At 39.0% G+C, this 19007-nt stretch carries 22 protein-coding genes; 5 read left to right on the top strand and 17 right to left on the bottom strand.

From position 1 onward, the window contains the following. Window positions 1–48: 48 nt before the first annotated feature. Window positions 49–1365: a TrkH family potassium uptake protein gene (locus AC3IPL_RS05175; protein ID WP_489242278.1), complete on the bottom strand. Its 1317-nt coding sequence runs from the start codon at window positions 1363–1365 to the stop codon at window positions 49–51. A gap of 90 nt (window positions 1366–1455) precedes the next feature. Beyond that, a complete protein-coding gene (locus AC3IPL_RS05170) occupies window positions 1456–2997 on the bottom strand; it encodes a glycine betaine uptake BCCT transporter (RefSeq protein ID WP_489242212.1) in 1542 nt (513 codons plus the stop codon). A gap of 182 nt (window positions 2998–3179) precedes the next feature. Between AC3IPL_RS05170 and mscL the strand changes: the two genes are divergently transcribed. Then, window positions 3180–3545 (top strand): large conductance mechanosensitive channel protein MscL, encoded by a 366-nt coding sequence (gene mscL, locus AC3IPL_RS05165; RefSeq protein ID WP_489242210.1) that lies wholly within the window; start codon window positions 3180–3182, stop codon window positions 3543–3545. A 37-nt stretch (window positions 3546–3582) separates the two neighbouring features. On the opposite strand, the gene AC3IPL_RS05160 is transcribed toward mscL, so the two are convergent. The 5 genes from AC3IPL_RS05160 to AC3IPL_RS05140 form a co-directional block, all read right to left on the bottom strand. Next, window positions 3583–4194, bottom strand: a complete 612-nt coding sequence (locus tag AC3IPL_RS05160; RefSeq protein ID WP_489242209.1) for an SCO family protein — start codon at window positions 4192–4194, stop codon at window positions 3583–3585. A gap of 89 nt (window positions 4195–4283) precedes the next feature. Continuing rightward, on the bottom strand, window positions 4284–7193 hold the full coding sequence (locus AC3IPL_RS05155; RefSeq protein ID WP_489242208.1) for an AAA family ATPase: 2910 nt from the start codon (window positions 7191–7193) through the stop codon (window positions 4284–4286). Then, the gene (locus AC3IPL_RS05150; RefSeq protein WP_489242277.1) at window positions 7180–8292 is read right to left on the bottom strand and encodes an exonuclease SbcCD subunit D; all 1113 of its coding nucleotides are present in this window, start codon (window positions 8290–8292) and stop codon (window positions 7180–7182) included. The genes AC3IPL_RS05155 and AC3IPL_RS05150 overlap by 14 nt, the downstream gene beginning before the upstream one ends. Before the next feature lie 109 nt (window positions 8293–8401). Next, on the bottom strand, window positions 8402–8617 hold the full coding sequence (locus AC3IPL_RS05145) for a DUF2922 domain-containing protein (protein ID WP_489242207.1): 216 nt from the start codon (window positions 8615–8617) through the stop codon (window positions 8402–8404). Window positions 8618–8647: 30 nt separating this feature from the next. Beyond that, entirely contained in the window at window positions 8648–8848 is a 201-nt protein-coding gene (locus AC3IPL_RS05140) for a DUF1659 domain-containing protein (RefSeq protein WP_489242205.1), read from the bottom strand. 94 nt (window positions 8849–8942) lie between these two features. Here AC3IPL_RS05140 and AC3IPL_RS05135 point away from each other — a divergent pair, with 94 nt between their 5' ends. After that, on the top strand, window positions 8943–9440 hold the full coding sequence (locus AC3IPL_RS05135; RefSeq protein ID WP_489242204.1) for a DUF2621 family protein: 498 nt from the start codon (window positions 8943–8945) through the stop codon (window positions 9438–9440). A gap of 21 nt (window positions 9441–9461) precedes the next feature. Here the strand turns inward: AC3IPL_RS05135 and AC3IPL_RS05130 are convergent, their stop codons facing one another. Both AC3IPL_RS05130 and AC3IPL_RS05125 read right to left on the bottom strand, forming a co-directional pair. Beyond that, window positions 9462–9932, bottom strand: coding sequence for a CcdC family protein (locus tag AC3IPL_RS05130; protein ID WP_489242203.1), 471 nt, complete (start codon window positions 9930–9932; stop codon window positions 9462–9464). 1 nt (window position 9933) lies between these two features. Continuing rightward, window positions 9934–10617, bottom strand: coding sequence for a cytochrome c biogenesis CcdA family protein (locus AC3IPL_RS05125; protein ID WP_489242201.1), 684 nt, complete (start codon window positions 10615–10617; stop codon window positions 9934–9936). A gap of 152 nt (window positions 10618–10769) precedes the next feature. On the opposite strand from AC3IPL_RS05125, the gene AC3IPL_RS05120 reads away from it, so the two are divergent. Beyond that, on the top strand, window positions 10770–11372 hold the full coding sequence (locus AC3IPL_RS05120; RefSeq protein ID WP_489242200.1) for a hypothetical protein: 603 nt from the start codon (window positions 10770–10772) through the stop codon (window positions 11370–11372). Between the two features lie 25 nt (window positions 11373–11397). Here the strand turns inward: AC3IPL_RS05120 and AC3IPL_RS05115 are convergent, their stop codons facing one another. The 4 genes from AC3IPL_RS05115 to AC3IPL_RS05100 all read right to left on the bottom strand — a co-directional run bounded on the left by AC3IPL_RS05115 (window position 11398) and on the right by AC3IPL_RS05100 (window position 14389). Next, a complete protein-coding gene (locus AC3IPL_RS05115; protein ID WP_489242199.1) occupies window positions 11398–11628 on the bottom strand; it encodes a YneF family protein in 231 nt (76 codons plus the stop codon). 139 nt (window positions 11629–11767) lie between these two features. After that, window positions 11768–13756: a transketolase gene (tkt, locus tag AC3IPL_RS05110; protein WP_489242198.1), complete on the bottom strand. Its 1989-nt coding sequence runs from the start codon at window positions 13754–13756 to the stop codon at window positions 11768–11770. A 62-nt stretch (window positions 13757–13818) separates the two neighbouring features. After that, window positions 13819–14055 (bottom strand): DUF896 domain-containing protein, encoded by a 237-nt coding sequence (locus AC3IPL_RS05105; protein ID WP_489242197.1) that lies wholly within the window; start codon window positions 14053–14055, stop codon window positions 13819–13821. 103 nt (window positions 14056–14158) lie between these two features. Further along, window positions 14159–14389 (bottom strand): hypothetical protein, encoded by a 231-nt coding sequence (locus AC3IPL_RS05100; RefSeq protein ID WP_489242195.1) that lies wholly within the window; start codon window positions 14387–14389, stop codon window positions 14159–14161. A gap of 143 nt (window positions 14390–14532) precedes the next feature. On the opposite strand from AC3IPL_RS05100, the gene lexA reads away from it, so the two are divergent. Beyond that, entirely contained in the window at window positions 14533–15153 is a 621-nt protein-coding gene (gene lexA / locus AC3IPL_RS05095; RefSeq protein WP_489242194.1) for a transcriptional repressor LexA, read from the top strand. A 333-nt stretch (window positions 15154–15486) separates the two neighbouring features. Further along, entirely contained in the window at window positions 15487–15942 is a 456-nt protein-coding gene (locus AC3IPL_RS05090; RefSeq protein WP_489242192.1) for a hypothetical protein, read from the top strand. 110 nt (window positions 15943–16052) lie between these two features. On the opposite strand, the gene AC3IPL_RS05085 is transcribed toward AC3IPL_RS05090, so the two are convergent. The 4 genes from AC3IPL_RS05085 to rpsN all read right to left on the bottom strand — a co-directional run bounded on the left by AC3IPL_RS05085 (window position 16053) and on the right by rpsN (window position 19007). Continuing rightward, window positions 16053–16475 carry a hypothetical protein gene (locus tag AC3IPL_RS05085; protein ID WP_489242191.1) on the bottom strand — a complete coding sequence of 141 codons (423 nt, stop codon included), beginning with the start codon at window positions 16473–16475 and terminating at the stop codon, window positions 16053–16055. A gap of 9 nt (window positions 16476–16484) precedes the next feature. Beyond that, entirely contained in the window at window positions 16485–17492 is a 1008-nt protein-coding gene (locus AC3IPL_RS05080) for a CAP domain-containing protein (protein WP_489242190.1), read from the bottom strand. 128 nt (window positions 17493–17620) lie between these two features. Then, complete coding sequence (gene guaC / locus AC3IPL_RS05075; RefSeq protein WP_489242189.1) at window positions 17621–18604, bottom strand: GMP reductase; 984 nt, start codon at window positions 18602–18604, stop codon at window positions 17621–17623. 133 nt (window positions 18605–18737) lie between these two features. Continuing rightward, window positions 18738–19007 (bottom strand): 30S ribosomal protein S14, encoded by a 270-nt coding sequence (gene rpsN, locus AC3IPL_RS05070; RefSeq protein ID WP_489242187.1) that lies wholly within the window; start codon window positions 19005–19007, stop codon window positions 18738–18740.

Here is a 19007-nt window from a genome sequence, read left to right as displayed (position 1 = left end):
TTCAAATACTTTGTCATAAGTTTAACTTATCACATACTCTACCATTGGTTATCCAGTCAAAATATCTTCTTTCGGATAATAATAAACTTGCTTTCTCGGTCTTGAGAAAGTAAATACAATTGTCAAAACACCGATTTTGCCAATCATCATCATCACTATAATTAATAACTTACCGGCAATAGATAAATCATCTGTAATTCCCATGGTCAATCCTACTGTTCCAAAAGCAGATACCGTCTCAAAAAATAGCTGTAAAAAAGGAATTTTCGGCTCTACAAGTACTAATAGAAATGTGATTAAGAAAATAAACGTAGAACTTAATACAACTATAGCAAAGCTGCGCAGCAAAAACTTGAAATCAACGGCCCGTTTGAATATATTGATTTGTTCTTGTTGTTTGATAAAACTAATGGTTCCGAACAAGATGACAGCTGCAGTAGTCAGCTTAATTCCTCCAGCAGTAGATGTAGAACCACCGCCTATAAACATCATTAACATTATCACTAATATGGAACTGGTGTTCATTGATCCTATATCAATCGTATTAAATCCAGCAGTCCTTGTCGTAACAGTCTGAAAGTAAGCCATTTGAAGCTGTTCATACCAGGCATATGAACCTAACGTTAAAGGATTGTCCATCTCCAATAGAAATATAACGACTGTCCCCACCATATTAATCATTATTGTTCCAATCAGCATCAACTTTGTATGTACGCGTAATCTATGAAAAGCATTCTTATTATAAAGATCCAGCAAAACCGTAAATCCAATTCCTCCTAATAGAATCAATGTCGTAATGACGAAATTGATAACAGGATTAGTCCGATAACCTATTAAGTTATCACTATGAAGAGCAAATCCAGCATTATTAAATGCACTTACAGCGGTAAAGAAACTGCGGTACAATCCATTAATGATGCCAAATTCCGGTATCCATTCCATGGCAAGAAATAAAGTACCACATAATTCAATAGTGAGACTGACGAATAATAAATACATGACGAGACGCAAAATACCGCCCATGCTTCCTTGATTTAATGCCTCACTTGCAAGAAATCTATTTTTGATACCAACTTTTTTGCCAATCATAATAAAGATGATCATTGCTAAAGTGACTAGTCCTAAACCACCTATTTGAATTAGAATCAGTAATATGGTCAAACCAAAGTAATTAAACTGCTCTGTAATATCTACCGGAGAAAGCCCTGTCACAGTGAATGCACTCGTGGCAAGAAAGAAGCAATCAATAAAACTAGTCGGCTTAAGCTGTGACACAGGTAAATAGAGCATCATTGTCCCGCACAGTAAAACTATTAGAAATGAAGATAAAATAATGAAGTATGGGTTTGATTTTCTACGTTTTATTATAATCCCCCTAGCTTTCTATATTTTACAACTATCATGTTATAATGCAATACAAAAAAAGCCGCAGACATCTTGTCTACGGCTTTCAAATTAATCTTGTTTATGTTGTACCGGCTTTCTGAATCGTTTATCTGGTTTTAATGTCAGGCCGATTCGCATCCGTTCTCTATTACCCTCTTTATACAATGAAAACATCATCATGATGAGGACCAATGAAAATGGAAATGCAACGATGATAGCGGCACTTTGTAATGCATTCAATCCACCTGCATAAATCAGAACAAGTGCAATCAATGATTGTGCAATACCCCAGATGATTTTGATTCTGTTTGAAGGTTCTAATGAGCCGTGTGTAGACAACATCCCTAATACAAAGGTAGCAGAGTCAGCTGAAGTGATGAAGAATGTTGCAATCAATGCCAGAGCAATTAATGATAACCCGAATCCCATCGGCATTTCCTGGAAGACAGCAAACAACTTTAGTTCTACTGCTAAATCACCGATAACCGGTACTTTCTTAAATATTTCAATGGCTGTTGTACCAAAGACGCTGAACCAGAAGAAACTGACCATCGCGGGCACAAGTAATACACCCATTAAAAACTCACGAATGGTACGTCCTTTAGAAACGCGGGCAATAAAGACTCCAACGAATGGACTCCAGCTAATCCACCAGCCCCAGTAATAAAGCGTCCATGAAGACATCCATTCTTTTTTCTGTTCATTGAGTGGTGCTACCTCAAAACTAGAAGAAAGAAAAGTTTGAAGCAGGGTGCCGATAGAAGTTGAGAACATATTTAAAATCAACACTGTCGGACCTAAGAACAATACTCCAAACAGTAATATCGCAGCAATGACAATATTTGCATTACTTAAATATTGAATCCCTTTTGATAAACCGGTCCATGCACTCATCAGGAATAATATGGTCACAACGATAACGATAATCACTTTAACCCAGAATGTGTTTGGTACATCGAAAAGATAATGCAACCCACCATTGATCTGCTGAGCACCCATCCCTAAGGATACTGCAACCCCTACTACAGTCGCAAATACTGCAAGTACATCAATGATAATTCCGAACCAACCTTCTACTTTGTTACCAAAAATCGGTCTTAGTGTACGTGACAATAATCCTGGTTCACCTTTTCTAAATTGAAAATAAGCTAATGCTAGTGCGACAACCCCATAGATTGCCCATGCATGAAAACCCCAGTGGAAAAATGTTGAACGCATCGCTTCTTTGAAAGCTGCATTTGTTTCGGGTTCAGCTGTCGGCGGTGACATAAAATGGCTGAGGGGTTCTGCAGCTCCCCAGAATACGAGCCCGATACCCATACCTGCACTAAATAACATAGCGAACCACGAAATGGTATTGAACTCAGGCTTATCTCCCGGCTTACCCAGCTTTAATTTTCCGATGGGACTTACAATTAAAAACAAACAGAAGAAAACCATGACAGTGGACAAAATGACATAATACCAGCCAAAATCAGCAGTGATCCATGCATTTATATTTCCTGTGATCTCTTCAAATCCTTCAGGGAAAAATGCGCCGAGCAATACCGTCAGCATCACAATGACTAAGGAAATGTAAAATACATTTGTAACTTTTGATTCATTTTTCATCAAAAAACTCCTTTCAAAATTTTATAAAAAACAGTTTCTACTATAACGTATATCCTCTTTAATAGCAAACGAACCATTTTATCACCCCCATTCAAAACTATTAAAAAAGTGAAAAAAGTTAAAAACCCCCTTTTATAAAATTGATTTTTATTGTAAGCTATATAAACGGGAGGTGACTATACATGTCATTATGGCAAGAATTTAAAGAGTTCGCTATTAAAGGTAACGTCCTTGAACTAGCAGTAGCAGTCGTTATCGGTGCTGCATTTGGTAAAATTGTCTCAGCTTTAGTTGAAAGTGTGATTATGCCTTTAATCGCATTGATTTTCGGCAATACAGATTTCGCTTCTGAGTGGGCTTACAAAGGAGTTAAATATGGTGTCTTCATTCAATCAATCATCGACTTCTTAATCGTTGCCGGAGCCATCTTCTTATTCGTCAAATTACTTAACAAATTGACTAAAGCACAGCCAACAGAGGAAACAGTCGAAGAAAATACAGCATTACTTACTGAAATTCGTGACTTACTTCGCAGTAAAAATATTTAAAAAAATTCATCCCATGATTAATATGGGATGAATTTTTTTATTTTTCATAGGGTCCTTCTTTGACCAGCTTTTTAACATCTTTAACAATGTCCTCTTTTGGAAACTTCTGATCGCCTGTATCTTTACCAATATAATCTTTGATCACCGTTCCATTTTGGTCAATCAAATAAAAAGAAGTACCATGTGTCGCTTGATCATTCGTTTTTGTCGGCGGTACTACAATGGTTTTAAAACTTTCTTCAGCAAATTGACGAATGAACGTTTCATCATAGTTTGTAACCAGCTTCCAGTGGGAGGTATCAGAATCATATTTTTCAACGTACTGTTTCATAATCTCTGGTTGATCACGCTTCGGATCGACACTGAAACTAAGAATGCCATAATCTTTGATGTTCTGCTTCTCGAGTTCATCTACGACTGTACTCATATTATAAGTCATCGGTGGACAGACCGTTTTACAGTTCGTAAACATAAAGTCTGCAACCCAGACTTTCCCTTTTAAATCTTTATTAGTGAATGGCTTACCCTCTTCATCCGTTGCTTCAAACTCTCCAACTGTATTGCCGTAACTGCTTTTTGGTTCGATACCTTGATGGCCGCAGGCAGTGAGTATCCAGGTTAACATAAGTAAAACAATATATTTCTTCATAATTCCCTCCTGTTTATGATTTAAATATATCAAATCAACGAGTCAGGATAAATACAAATGACGCATAATATTTGACTAAACTATTACAATTATTTGATCACAAATCTTGTATGGCTCTTATAACCGGTGCTTTCGACTAACAACAATGCTGTTATTCTATTTTTAAGTTCCTGAACATGTGAAATCAATCCTACCACTTTTCCGCTCTGTTCAAGCTCCACTAATGACTCTATCGCTGTTTCAAGTGTCTCGCTGTCCAATGTTCCAAATCCTTCATCGATAAAGACCGATTCTAGATTGATCCCGCCAGAAACTTGTGTCACATAATCGCTCAAGCCAAGTGCTAGAGCGAGAGACGCCAGAAAGGTTTCTCCGCCTGATAATGTAGAGATGTCTCTCACTCTATTGCTGTAATTATCGACTACTTCGATTTCAAGGCCGCTATAGCCTTGAGTGACTTGAGTTTTACGTTGAAATTGATAGCGATAGTTTGTCATTTGATTGAGCCGTTTGTTAGATAACTTTAAAGTCTGCTCCAAATAGTAAGTGAGCACATAGTTTTCCAATGTCAATTTCTGTGGATTGCGACCGCCGAACAACTGTGCAAGTGTCATAATTTCCTGATGTCTGCCGATGGTCTCTTTATAGCTCTGATTTAACAGTGACAGCCGTTCCATCAACTGGCTGTTATGCTCAAAATTATATTTATTTTTTGTATATTGTTCTTCATGCTGTTGATATACCGCCCTACTTCTTTCCACTTCTTTTTGCAGCGGCGTTAACTCTACAACGACTTGCTCTCCAATCAGATGATTGAATTCATCAATCTGGTGCTTCAGAGTCATTTCCTGCTCTTTATAATTCTGTATCCATCCCGCCAGTTCTTCAATGACATGATGATCATACTCATCCGGCAGCTGCTCCTCTGTCAGATGGTGGTGACTTAACAGGTCGCGGTACTGAGTAACGGTCTGGCGGAGCAGCTGCTCCCAGTCCTGCAGTTCGACCGTTATTCTATCACGCAGTTGTTGTTGATAGTTAATCTGCTGATTTAACTGTATGAGCTCGGTACGTGCCGTTTCCATCTGCTGATGATGCTGTGCTATTTGTTGTTGTTTCAACTGATAACTGTTATAAAAATCATCGTAAGATTCAAATTGTGTCTGCTCATGGAAATCACGTTTAGCTTTTAACTGATGATTGATGGTTACTTTGAGCTCAGTTAATTCCTTCTGTGCATTGTCGTAGTTCATCTGTGCAGCTTGAGTCAGTTGACTGATCGATTCCATTTCTTCTGACAAAGTAGCTTGTTCTGCCATGCGTTCAGTCATGTTCTGTTCCAGTGCTGATAGAAGATTCTGTAATTCGCTGTTATCCACCGCTTCAACATGCTGCAGCAATTCGAGTTTGGCATTCAATTTGATTTGTTGTTCTTTTAACGTTTTATAAGCATAATGTTGACTGATGATCTGTTCATCCGCATCAGGCAGATGAGTGACCTGCTGTTCACAGACAGTACAACGGCTGCCTTCATGCAGATGCTGTCTCATTAAGTTCATAGCAACGTCCAGTTCATTGTCAGACATTTGCTCAAGCTGCTGCTGGATGTTTCTTTCATCAGTCATCAAAGCTAATTTATGTTCATATTCCTTGTTTATACGTGTTGTTTCAGTTAATTGAGCAGCATATTCATACTGCTGCGTCTTGTATTGCTGCCATTCATTACTATTTGCATTGTATCGTTCAGTTAATTGAGCAGCCTTCTCAGACAGCTTAGTTAACTGTTTGGATAATGTACTAACAGTGCCTTCAATTTTTTGCTGGCGTGTTAAGTTATCAGCAAGCTGCCTATCTAATTGATGGTAGTCATGGTGATTGTAATAGAAGTGCTGGACTTGAGTCAGCTCCTGACCTATGGCAGTGACATGCTCAGTTTCTTTATTATAACGGCTCATCGCCTCTTCCAAGGTGTTCAGTTGTTTCATTAACTGATTCATATTCTGATCCTGCTCATCAACCTCTAACTGCAGCCCATTGATTTTATTCTGCTGCTTATCCATCTGAGCCTGTATTTCAGCAATTTGTTCCATCGCCTGCATGATCTGATACTGCTGTTCTTTGTCATGCAGGACCGGTAACTGCTGCTCCAGCTCTAAAAGGCGTTCAGCCAATGTCTGTTTTTCTGAAATAGCCTGATTGATGGAAGCTGCCTGATTCAGTCGTTCTACAGCTGTCTGTTTCGATTCCTCATCAATGGTCAGCTGCTGCTTCATCTGCTCAATCTGCTCTTCCTGTTCTGACAGCTCAGCTTGACGACTGATGATTAACTGTTCAACGGACCCTTCTATGTCACTGTTTGACTTAAACTGGCTGAGCAGCACTTCCATTTCTTGTTCTGTCTGCTGAACCTGCTGCTGCAGTTCTTTAGTTTCATCCATGAGCTGCATTTCGAGATGCTTAAACCGAGTCGAATTAAAGAGCGTTCTTAATACTTTTTGTTTGTCACTGCTGCCTGCTATAAGAAATTTTTTGAATTCCCCCTGCGGTAGAATTAAGATCTGCCGGAATTGATTGGCATCCATTTTAATCAGTTCTTTAATTTTCTGATTGCCATCTTTAACACTTTTAGCGATCAATTTTTTTTCATCACTTAATAATTCTATGACTTCAAGCTTTGGGAGTGTCTTTGTTTTATTCCCAGGTTTAACAAAGGGGAGAGAACGAGAAATTTCATATATCCGCTGATTCAGTGCAAACTTAAATCTGACCGACGTTGGTTGTACAGCTTCGGCAAAATGACTGCGCAGTTCAGATTCATCTCTTGCCGCAGTAGATGCCTCACCATACAATGCATACGTCATCGCATCAAACAGCATGGTTTTTCCGGCACCTGTTTTACCACTAATTAAAAATAAATGATTGTCTCCCAGTTCAGTGAAATCAATCGTTTCATTGATGAAAGGGCCAAAGTTACGCATTTCAAGTTCAATCGGTCTCACTGAAGTCCCCTCCTTGATGTAATCGGTCTATCGTTGTTACTTGAACGTCAGACAACTCTTCACCTGTTAGTTCGACGGCAAACATATTCATAATATCCATATCACTCTGCTCGATAATTTGAGCTGCTGATGTTTCATCAACTGCAATATCATCCAGATGTCTTAGTTCAAGCAAGTTCGGATAAATCTGTTTCAGCTTCGTCATGGGATCGTTGATGGGTCGCATGTCAGACAGAATCATCTTTAAATAGTCATCTTTAAATTCAATCGCACTGTTCTCCTCATAGACGTCACTAAACGTCCCTTCAATGACTTTGACATCTCGTGCTGGAATCAGCGGTATAAATGTATTTTTTATACATTCACTGACTTCGATGAGACGATAACCCTTTGGCTGATTGACTTCAGAGAATGAATATTTGAGGGGGCTGCCGCTATAGCTGATATGGTCAGACTTAATAGCAAATGGATGATGAAGATGGCCGAGAGCAACGTAGTCAAATGACTGAAATAAAGCTGGCGGGACATATTCTACTGCACCGAGCGATAGCAGACGTTCTGAATCGCTTTCGTCTCCTCCCTGGATAAATAGATGACTGACGACGATATTCTTCTTCCTTCGGTCTAACTGTGGTTCAATGTGATTGATAATAGCTTCGTACGCTGCTGCATGGCTGTTAATACTGTCATCTTTGAAATAAAATCTTGCATCAATGGGTTCAATGTATGGAATTAAATAAAAATGAATATCATGGTAAACAATCGGTTGAAAACTGTCTTCAATGGAAGTACTGATATGAAAATCATGCGTTTTGAACCAGTCCTTACCATAGCCCAGCCGTTCAGCGCCATCATGATTGCCACTGACCGCAAGAACGGGTATTTTTCTTTCTATATTTACGGCTTTTATAAACTGTTCAAATAGCTGCACTGCTTCTTTTGACGGCAGAGACCGATCATAAATGTCACCTGCAATAATCAATAGATCGATATGCTGTTTATCTATTTGGTCGATCAACTGATCAAGCATCAGCTGCTGGTCTTCATGCAGACTATGCTGATTAATGGTTCTGCCGATGTGCAGGTCAGCAATATGCATTAATTTCAAATGAATCACCTCTATTGCATTATACACAAAAAGGCATGCCTGATTAATCGGACATACCTTTTGCGATAAATAATTTATAATGAAAGCACCTGATGAGTACTTATAATTTAAATAATGGTGTTTCGATACGTTCAACCACTTTTGCTTCTTTCACGGCAACGGGACGTCCACTTGTCGATTCAAGGTAATTTCCTGCAACAATCGATTCCATGACATCGCGAACTTCCTCTGATGTCAGCTGTTCTTTTGGATTGGTAAGGTTGAACTGATAGCTCTTACCGAAATCCGTTGCAAAGATCATCTGTAAAGTTTTCATTGGATCACCTCCTTCGTTAAATGTATTCGATTACACTGCTTTTGTATCAATTTTCTCAACTGAAACATAATCTTCACCAGTCAATGAAGCGATTAAATCTTTGAAACGATTAGCTTCTACATCTGTCAAATCAAGTCTGACTTGATTGAAGCGGCGTGTTTTACGAATATCTTTTCCGCTGTCAGATATACCGCTAATGTATGCAAGACTTACTACAACTTCTTTCAACATGTCATCACCTCCTTTACGCTCTATATATCGAACGAAGAACGAGGAATAGACACATTGAATTTTTTTTCTTATAATGAGCAATGAGGTGACCATATTGAACGATATATTTATCACACTGATTTTCATCTGGACTGTTGTTTTTATGGGGCTGTTGACCATCGGCGGTTATTTTATGTTCCGCAAATTTTTAAAGAGAATGCCAAAGGAAGATGGTAAAAGTGAGTTGGATTGGCAGGATTTTTATATCAATAAAGCACTTCCACTCTGGCATGAAGATAGTAGATCTCTGCTTAATGAGCTGGTGTCTCCAGTACCAGAGTTATTTAGAAATGTCGCAAAAGAACGAATTGCAGGAAGAATCTCCAAAATTGCGCTTGATGAAGGTGCACAGAAAATTGAACTTGATCATATTATGCGCGGCTATATCATTGCGACACCGAAACGTGACCACGGATTTATGAAGAAGAAATTAACAGAACTTGGCATTGACTATACACCGTACAACGAATATTTTAAATATGCGGACGATGAAAAGAACAAATTTTCTATTTTTGATCATTCAGAACTCATCGCTAAAGAAGCACAAAAATAAAGCGCAGCGTGCAGCTGCGCTTTATTCTTTTATATGAAGAGATTCAGCAAGTCTTCTATATTTATAGTACATCGCAATCCTCCAAGGTACGATCATACAGAATGCCAGCAGAAAAAACATACCTGCCAGTTCACCTGGATGAAGTGAGCTGCTTAAATAGAATTTCAGCACTGAGCGAATGATCAGCAGTGATATTAAAATCACTGGAAATAATTTTGAACGCTTCATGTAAATCTGACCGTCTATCACTTGAAAATTAGAGGTGAAGATTAAGAACAACGAAAAAAACATACCTACAAGCAGTGCTTCCAATATCTCCATTGGGGTCAATCTGAAATAAGGGATGACATACATCAATGCTCCAGTGGCCATAAAGAATGGCGGCAAAATAATTTTCTTTGCGTTCGTCGGATATTTTTGTGCTTTCATACGAACGGCGATAACAATCATTCCCATACATACTGCAACAATCATCGAAAGAATGACATACATGCTAAATCCCCCAGCTGAATAATCTTGTGATTTCTGTCAGTAAATCAAAGAATAACAGTAATCCCATAACAATCATAATCAGACCGCCGACTTTCATCAGCAGCTGACTATATCTTCGTATCCATTTAAGCTTCGTCAAGAAGAACGTCAATAAAAAGAATGGAATACAAAAACCTAGTACATAAAGAATCATATAAAATAACGCCAATGATTGGTTCGTCAGTGCCAGAGAAATAATAGTGCCGACAATCGGCCCCATGCATGGTGTCCATCCTGCTGCAAAAGCAATACCGATGATGAGTGAGCCGAAATAACCACCAGGTTTGTTCTTGAAGTTGAACTTCTTATCAGACATTAAAAATTGAGGTGTAAAAATACCGAGAGTCATCAGTCCAAATATCATCATCAACAGACCGCCTACCATGCGAATGGTATCGTCATAATGATTCAAAAAATCACTGACGAAGCCGATACCGATACCGAAAGATATATAGACGAGTGAAAAACCTATCAAAAACAAAAGTGTATGAAGAATAGCTTTTGTATTAAGCTGACCTTCACTTAAGTCATTGAATGATATTCCTGTAATGTATGATAAAAAGGCCGGGTAGATCGGCAGAACACATGGCGATATGAAACTTAGTAGACCTGCACCAAAGGCAAGTGCCATTGTTACATCTCCCATATTAATCACTCCATTCCAAACTATTTTACCAAAACTATAGGACAAATCATCATTCTTTTTTGAAAAATTCGTGACAACACGATGCCGCTGAATTACCGTCGTATACTCATGATCCTTGAAAAATGATATATTATTGATAAGGAGGTCATGTAATGAAACATATATTCGTATTAATATCGTGCCTTTTCATATTAAGCGGCTGCTCTGAAAAGAAGCAAACGGATGCAGAGAACAGTGCTGACCCTAAAGTAGACGAGTCAGAGAACGTAGAAGCCGCTAAAAAGGATAATAGCAAGACCAAGTCCTCAAAAGAGGCACTAAAAAAAATTAAAGCAGCAAAACAACGGGCAGAAGCTAAGAAATCTACTGCCGTACCTGAACCGGAAGAACGTGTTAACAGCACTGAATCAACGACTGAGACCCCTACAACTGTAGAAAGAGAGGTCGACAACAGTACAGAGACAAACATTGACCTGCCATCATTCGAAGCCGCTGCTCCAATGGATCAACCTATCGACAATGCTCAGGAAATATATCCGCTTGAGGAACCTGCACAGCCAACAGCTGAGCAGGTTCCTCAAGAGGATCTTAACCAGACCGTCCCAACTACTGAAGTACCAGCCACTGAAATTCCTGAGACTGAAAGACCGGCCACTAGCGAAACACCTTCCACGACAACAGAGCTGCCAGAAACAGAATTTCTCATTGACACTGAATCACCCGCTCTACCTGTTGATGAATCAGTGACAGAATAAAAAAAGGATGCCGCAGCATCCTTTTTTACTTGACGTTTTGATTCATATTTTTATTCATCATCGCCATCATTTGATTAATTTTCTTTTGTGATGGTTTCTGACCCATCTGCATCATCATCATTCTTAACATATCTTCATTGATGGGTGGGTTCTTTTTCAAGTAATCCATCATATATTTACGTGCCAAGTAGAACCCAAGTGCTGCACCTGCCACTGCTGCTAAAATAATCAGTAAAATCCATATCCATGTCTCCATTATTTCACCCACTTTCTCATTCTTATAAATTTTACTAAATAACTCCTCGTTTTTCAACAATTATTAAATCAAAAAGCCCTTACCGGTAGTATGACAAAGCAACTTCCAGTAAGGACTGAATCATATGCAAGATGACAGCTTATGATAATTCTAATGCTGTTTTAACGACATTTTCTTTAGTGAATCCGTATTTCTCCATAACGATTTCGCCTGGCGCACTTGCACCGAAACGATCGATTCCGATGACAGCCCCATTTAATCCAACATACTTATACCAGCCATCTGTAGCACCCATTTCAATGGCAACACGTTTTGTCACAGATGATGGCAGTACTGCCTCTTTGTAACTTGAATCCTGCTGATCGAATAATTTCAAGTTAGGAAGTGATACTACTTGTACCCCTTTCCCTTGCGCCTCAAGCTGTTTACCTGCTTCGACTGCGAGTGACACTTCTGAGCCAGTTGCAATCAGTAAATATTCAGGATTTTCAGTTTGATATACAACATATCCGCCGCGTCGAACACCTTCTTCTACCGCTTCTTCACTGACATCGAGTGCCGGAAGATCTTGACGTGTCAGTACTAAAGCGGTTGGATCTTTTTTAGATTCCATCGCCACTTTCCATGCAACACGTGTTTCGTTTCCGTCTGCCGGTCGGAACAAGTTCAAGTAAGGCATCGCACGAAGACCCGCCAGCTGTTCAATCGGCTCATGAGTCGGACCATCTTCACCCACTGCAATCGAATCATGGGTAAATACATAAGTTGATGGAACACCCATTAATGCTGCAAGACGTAATGCTGGTTTCAAATAATCACTGAAAACGAAGAATGTAGCACCATAAGGCTTAACACCGCCATGGGCTGCCATACCATTGATCATAGCACCCATTGCAAATTCACGGACGCCAAACCAAATATTACGGCCTTCTGGTGTTTCAACAGAGAAATCAGCTGCTTTTTTGACATTTGATTTGTTGGAAGATGCTAAGTCAGCTGAACCACCGAATAACTGAGGAACAGATTCAGATAACGCTTGAATCATTTCACCTGAAGTCGCACGTGTTGCTGCTGCACTGCCTACTTCATATTTTGGTAATTGATCAGCGTAGTCGTCAGCAAGTGTATTATCAATCGCTGCCTGAAGATTTCTGCCGAGTTCCGGATACTTCGCTTTATAAGCTTCAAGTTGTTGATGCCACGCCTCTTCTTTGTCATTTCCACGTTTCAGCATAGTCGTCTGGAAAATCTCATAGACTTCTTCTGGTACATTGAATTTAAGTTCTGGATCAAGACCATAGCTTTCAAGTGCCAGCTTGCGTTCCTCTGCACCTAACGGCGAACCGTGAACACCATTTGTTCCTTGTTTATTCGGTGAACCGTAGCCTATGACTGTTTTGACTTCAATCATCGTCGGACGGTCAGATTGTTTCGCTCTTTCAATCGCTTCATTGATAGCTTCCATATCATTGCCATCTTTGACCAGAATGTGCTGCCAGCCATATGACTCAAAGCGGCCTTTGACATTTTCTGAGAAGGCTTTGTCCAGGTCACCATCCAGTGAAATGTCATTTGAATCATACAATGCAATCAATTTATTTAATTTCAGATGGCCGGCAAATGATGCCGCTTCATGTGAAATACCTTCCATTAAATCACCATCTGACACTAATACATAAGTAAAGTGATCAATAATGTTTGAATCATCTTGATTGTATGTCGCTGCTAGATGTCTTTCAGCAGCAGCCATGCCGACACTCATCGCGAACCCTTGACCTAGTGGTCCTGTTGTAATATCAATTCCATCTGTATGATTAAATTCAGGATGACCCGGCGTTTTAGAACCCCATTGACGGAATTTTTTCAGCTCATCCATTTCCAATGCTCCCGATACATGAAGCAATGAATATAGAAGTGCTGAACCATGACCTGCAGATAATACAAAGCGGTCGCGGTCAAAGAAATACTTTGAGCTCGGATTAAATCTCAAATGTCTTGTCCATAATGTATAAGCCATTGGCGCTGCCCCCATCGGTAAACCTGGATGGCCGGAATTCGCCTGTTCGATCTGATCGATACTCAAGGCACGGATCGTGTCTACTGCTAATTGATCTTTCTCATTAAACATTATAAAAATCTCCTTTATAATAAAAGTATTGATTCCATCATAGTATAGCTTAAAATAAACTATCAATCCCGAATGTTGTTCTGACGCTGAATTTCTTTAATTTTCTCCGGGGTCACATCTGTTCCTTCCGGGTCAATCACTTTCGTATTTTCAATAGTTTTTTTGAAGCTCGTTCTGAAACTTTGAAGATACTCTGAACGGAGCTTACTTTGCTCGCGTCCTTCTTCTTCTGTTAATCCTTTTGACTTTTTTTTGTTTGCTAAATGATTAATACGGTTCATTTTGTGTTCCTCTAGCATCTTCATCATTCCTTTCATAATAAAGATAGCAAAAAAGTGTCTGAAAACCAACTCGAGTGTATCTCCAACCAAAAAAAGCCTGCTTAAATCAGCAGACTAAAAATTATTTTACGATACCAAGGACTTCGCCGTTTTGAGTAGATTGATGGGTGGTCGGATTTTCAGAACGAATGTTCGTTCCTTTGCTCGGATGATTTACTTGTTCTTCAGTTGCGATGGTCTGTTTTTCTTCATAGATTGCCTTAGATTGAGCCATATATAGAGATCCGAATGTCGTTATCATCAGAAAAAAGATAGAATACATTAAAAAACCTTTAGAAATTCTGATTGTCATAATTAATTCCCTCCAGAACATTTGTTTGTATCTCTACAATAACAGAACGTCTGTTCTCTGTCAATAAAAATACGAACAAATGTTTGTTCGACCCGAACAGATATGTTATAATGGCGTTAGAACAAACACTAAGGAGTGTTCGCATGAAAGAATTAACTAAAAGACAACAAGAAATATATGAATATTTAAAACAAGTCGTGTCAGCAAAAGGATATCCACCGAGTGTCAGAGAGATCGGCGAAGCAGTTGGACTTGCATCAAGTTCGACAGTTCACGGTCACTTATCTCGTCTTGAGGAGAAAGGTTACATCAAACGTGATCCTACGAAACCAAGAGCTATTGAGATTGTCTCAGATACATCACAAGCAGCCTTTCACGAGGAAACGATACATGTTCCTGTCATCGGTAAAGTCACAGCTGGTCTTCCTATTACAGCGGTTGAAAATGTGGAAGAATACTTCCCTTTACCTGCCCATTTCACATCCAGCCACAATAGCGATATCTTCATTCTGGAAGTCGTCGGTGAAAGTATGATAGAAGCAGGTATTTTAGATGGTGACAAAGTGATTGTCAGACGTCAGTCTATTGCAGAAAATGGTGATATCATTGTTGCGATGACAGAAGAAGATGAAGCGACAGTCAAACGCTTCTACAAAGAAAACAACCGTTACAGACTACAGCCAGAAAATAGCACCATGGAACCGATTTACCTCGATAAAGTAACTGTTCTTGGTAAAGTAGTCGGATTGTTCCGGGAATTTTAGCACCGCTTCTTAATATGAAGTGGTGTTTTTTTATCCAAATAAATACCGGCTCAGCGGCCGGTACGAGTTATTGTGGAATTTTATCGTGCGATTATCTGGAATTTCGATTATTTACGACCAAGTATCTCTTTCACTTGTTCAAGAATGTCTTTTTCTTTTGGTTTATTTATCTTCATCTTTCTATCCCCTTAATATCTAAGTACAAAATATATGTACCCGGATAATTATTTCACAAACACAGAATTGAAATATTATAACTTTTCTACTTTATTGAGTATGATTTGTGCGTGAGGGTATAGTTAATCATCAATCTAATTCAAAGGAGAATGAGATATGGCGAATGAATACCAATGGGTAAAAGGTGAAAGAGAACAACTACTCGCGAAACTTCAGTATTTAAGTGACTCTGAGTTGAATTATAATTTTGGGTTTGGACATGGCACTATTAAAGCAACATTACTTGCTGTCGCCAATGAATACCATGAATCATTTGGACGTAATGACAATCATAACTTACACGATTCCAGCTTGAGTGACTATCAAAATCATTTGAGTACATTGAATTTTAATGATGTTGTCCAATACTTTAAACATGTTGATTCTCTGGCAGAGAATCAACAGACTCACTATGAAGACATGCAAAAGTGTATCAGCAATGAGTTTCGTCATATCGGACAGATCGATATGATGCTTCACCTCATCGAGAATTCTGATCGTCCCCTTGCCGAACGAACAGGCATACGTGAAAAAGTGACAGAACGTCAGAACATGAGAATTACAAGATTATAATCTTTGTGGACCACCTGTTATTTCACAGGTGGTTTTTATTATGGATCATTCGACAGATGTCACTGACATTTAATCAAAAAAACCGGAGCTGATTAGGCTCCGGGCCAAAATTATTCTTTGTTTAAGTTGATGAGCGGCACACTTGATTTAATGACTTGATTAGAAACTATCAATTGCTTCAACTCATCAGCAATATCCAGCTGATTTAAATATTCAAATGGGAGCCAGTAATAAGGACGTTTTACTTTAAATTCTTCTTTGTTACGCACATTAAACACAAATGATGTCTCGTTCGCTATAGTATTAAAGAAAAATCCTTGATGCTCAGCTCTCTCTTCTACGACGAATAAAATCCCGCCGACTTTGAGCTCTTTTTTCAGTCTGCCGGCAAATTCCTGAGCACTTTGCTGAATAGATTGATTCCCTTTTTTAACGATATAAGGAAGCTTCATTTTTTTATGACCGATATCCTGAACGAGTATTTTCTCCTCGGTAGTGATTAAAAGTGATGATACGACAATTTCTTTAGCCATGATATTCTCCTAATTCTCTGTTATATAGTTTTCTGTATAGTAAGGTATATTTTCAGGGTTAAAGGCAACCCCGATTCCCACCTGTTCAAAGTCTTTATTCAAAATATTTTTGCGATGGCCCAGTGAATTCATCAATCCGTGATGTGCTTCTATCGGAGATATTTGTCCGTAAGCTAGATTTTCGCCCGCCAGTCGATAATGAAGAGCATCTCGCTGCATCCTATCGAATGGATCAAGACCTTCCAAATTAATATGATTGAAAAAATCATGGTCCGCCATATCCTGTGAATGTTTCAGAGCAGTATTACTTATTTTATCATGATATCTGAGTGGCGGTAAACCGTGCTTCACTCTATCGGCGTTGATCAAATAATAATCCAATGTTTCATAAGCGGTTTTCAGTTCATTGGAAGGGTTGGCATACAGTCTTGTTTTTTTATTTTCGAGTGCCTCTGTTACTACCTTCATACCAACCAGCTGATGGTCTTCATGCTGATCAAAGTAATAAGTATAATATATACCATCGATAAGATAGAATAAGGCATGCGGTTCATCAATCCTTAAATGATACGCCGGACCACTAAAGATTTCCAGCGGCTCTCCCAGCTGTTGTTGAACTTGAGACTTGGTCATGCCATACTTTACATTTTCTATTGAATGAAATGGGCTTGCAACTATGTATATACCATTAACCGTTGACTCTATATAATCGACAAGGATGAAGTTTCTGTATTGATGATGATAAACATACCACGTATCGTTGTATTGATTAATTAACTGGTCTTTAGGTTTGCCGAGCAGCTGATCGACACGCTCTTTTGACATCCCAAGCTTGATATCATTGATGTAGCTTGTCGGTACTTCTTGAGTCACCGCACTGTCGTTCTGCTGACCGTCAATATAGTCACGAGCATTATCTTTAACATACAATGTCCATTCATCGGGCAGCGACAATAGACGCAGCGGAAATATGAACATTCCTGCGAGCAGTAACAAAAAAATTAATAATTTCTTCATAGTTCTCCTTCTCAGCTTAATTAGGAGTATATTATATCAGAAACTAATGAAACTATACATGAGAGACTATAACACAGTAAAAAACATACTAGATTACTTTGAAGTAATTTTAGTATGTTTTTTATTGACTAACGGTCCATATCACCGTTAAATATTGAGTTTTTAACCACTACATAGTCAACTTTGCGAATAGACTCTAAATCATTACCACCGGCATATGAAATCGATGACTGCAAGTCCTGCTGCATTTCAATCAATGTATCATGAAGACTGCCTTTATGTTCAACAAACATTTTCTTGCCTTCTACATTTTTCTTCTCACCCTTTTGGAACTCTGAAGCACTACCGAAATATTCTTTATACAGCTTGCCGTCAAGTTCAACAGTCTCGCCCGGGGATTCTTCGTGAGCCGCAAATAGTGAACCGATCATGACCATGTCAGCGCCGAAACGAATGGATTTCGCGATATCTCCATGTGTCCGAATACCGCCATCAGCTATGATAGGTTTACGCGCTGCTTTTGCGCACAGTTTAATGGCTGCCAGCTGCCAGCCGCCTGTGCCAAAACCTGTCTTAATTTTTGTAATGCACACTCGGCCTGGTCCGATACCCACTTTTGTTGCATCCGCACCAGCATTTTCAAGTTCTCTGACAGCTTCGGGTGTTCCTACATTCCCTGCAATCAGAAATGTTTCAGGAAGATGATGCTTAATATGTTTGATCATATTGATGACTTGATCAGAATGTCCATGAGCAATGTCAATCGTCATATATTCTGGAACTACATTTTTATTTTTAAGTTCTTCAACAAATTCATATTCATTATCTTTTACACCGACAGATATTGAAGCAAATAAACCTTTGTCTTGCATCTTCTTAATGAAAGGCAGTCTCGCCGCTTCATCGAAACGGTGCATAATATAGAAATAATCGTTCGCTGCAAACCATTCTGCTAATTCCTCGTTCATTACAGTCTGCATATTCGCTGGTACAACAGGAATTTTGAATGTTCTTGGTCCAAATTGAATGGAAGTATCACATTCACTTCTACTTTTAACGATACATTTATTCGGGACTAACTGAATATCTTCATAATCGAATACATCTAACATATTTATACCACCCTTAAATACGAACTATTTTTATAACAAACAATTAATTATTCGTCCATAGGGTAATTTACAGGTTTTTTTTGGATTTGTAAAGAGAAAACTCAGTTTTTTTCTAAAAAGTCCGTTTATTTCATTACCAGCTGGCTTTTTTTACTCCTGGTATTTGCCCGGCATGTGCGAGTTCACGAAATGTGATACGCGACAGTTCAAACTGACGGATGACCCCTCGAGGACGACCAGTGACCTGACAGCGATTCGTCAGACGCACAGGAGATGAATCACGCGGGAGTTTTGCAAGTGCCCGGTAATCACCTTGTGCTTTTAACAGACGTCGTTTTTCAGCATAGCGTTCTACTAGCTGATCCCGCTGTCTCTCTTTTGCGATTTTTGATTGTTTTGCCAT

The sequence above is a fragment of the Macrococcus sp. GL_134 genome (assembly GCF_057834705.1).
The sequence above is the reverse complement of the archived record's forward strand: the minus strand, read 5'-3'. Positions and strand labels throughout refer to the sequence as shown.

What these genes read in the sequence shown, in the direction of transcription:
- AC3IPL_RS05170 (WP_489242212.1), bottom strand. Translation starts at nt 2,997, where the DNA reads ATGAAAAATGAATCAAAAGTTACAAATGTATTTTACATTTCCTTAGTC.
- mscL (WP_489242210.1), top strand. Translation starts at nt 3,180, where the DNA reads ATGTCATTATGGCAAGAATTTAAAGAGTTCGCTATTAAAGGTAACGTC.
- AC3IPL_RS05160 (WP_489242209.1), bottom strand. Translation starts at nt 4,194, where the DNA reads ATGAAGAAATATATTGTTTTACTTATGTTAACCTGGATACTCACTGCC.
- AC3IPL_RS05150 (WP_489242277.1), bottom strand. Translation starts at nt 8,292, where the DNA reads ATGCATATTGCTGACCTGCACATCGGCAGAACCATTAATCAGCATAGT.
- AC3IPL_RS05145 (WP_489242207.1), bottom strand. Translation starts at nt 8,617, where the DNA reads ATGAAAACTTTACAGATGATCTTTGCAACGGATTTCGGTAAGAGCTAT.
- AC3IPL_RS05140 (WP_489242205.1), bottom strand. Translation starts at nt 8,848, where the DNA reads ATGTTGAAAGAAGTTGTAGTAAGTCTTGCATACATTAGCGGTATATCT.
- AC3IPL_RS05130 (WP_489242203.1), bottom strand. Translation starts at nt 9,932, where the DNA reads ATGTATGTCATTCTTTCGATGATTGTTGCAGTATGTATGGGAATGATT.
- AC3IPL_RS05125 (WP_489242201.1), bottom strand. Translation starts at nt 10,617, where the DNA reads ATGGGAGATGTAACAATGGCACTTGCCTTTGGTGCAGGTCTACTAAGT.
- AC3IPL_RS05120 (WP_489242200.1), top strand. Translation starts at nt 10,770, where the DNA reads ATGAAACATATATTCGTATTAATATCGTGCCTTTTCATATTAAGCGGC.
- AC3IPL_RS05115 (WP_489242199.1), bottom strand. Translation starts at nt 11,628, where the DNA reads ATGGAGACATGGATATGGATTTTACTGATTATTTTAGCAGCAGTGGCA.
- tkt (WP_489242198.1), bottom strand. Translation starts at nt 13,756, where the DNA reads ATGTTTAATGAGAAAGATCAATTAGCAGTAGACACGATCCGTGCCTTG.
- AC3IPL_RS05105 (WP_489242197.1), bottom strand. Translation starts at nt 14,055, where the DNA reads ATGCTAGAGGAACACAAAATGAACCGTATTAATCATTTAGCAAACAAA.
- AC3IPL_RS05100 (WP_489242195.1), bottom strand. Translation starts at nt 14,389, where the DNA reads ATGACAATCAGAATTTCTAAAGGTTTTTTAATGTATTCTATCTTTTTT.
- lexA (WP_489242194.1), top strand. Translation starts at nt 14,533, where the DNA reads ATGAAAGAATTAACTAAAAGACAACAAGAAATATATGAATATTTAAAA.
- AC3IPL_RS05090 (WP_489242192.1), top strand. Translation starts at nt 15,487, where the DNA reads ATGGCGAATGAATACCAATGGGTAAAAGGTGAAAGAGAACAACTACTC.
- AC3IPL_RS05085 (WP_489242191.1), bottom strand. Translation starts at nt 16,475, where the DNA reads ATGGCTAAAGAAATTGTCGTATCATCACTTTTAATCACTACCGAGGAG.
- AC3IPL_RS05080 (WP_489242190.1), bottom strand. Translation starts at nt 17,492, where the DNA reads ATGAAGAAATTATTAATTTTTTTGTTACTGCTCGCAGGAATGTTCATA.
- guaC (WP_489242189.1), bottom strand. Translation starts at nt 18,604, where the DNA reads ATGTTAGATGTATTCGATTATGAAGATATTCAGTTAGTCCCGAATAAA.
- rpsN (WP_489242187.1), bottom strand. Translation starts at nt 19,007, where the DNA reads ATGGCAAAACAATCAAAAATCGCAAAAGAGAGACAGCGGGATCAGCTA.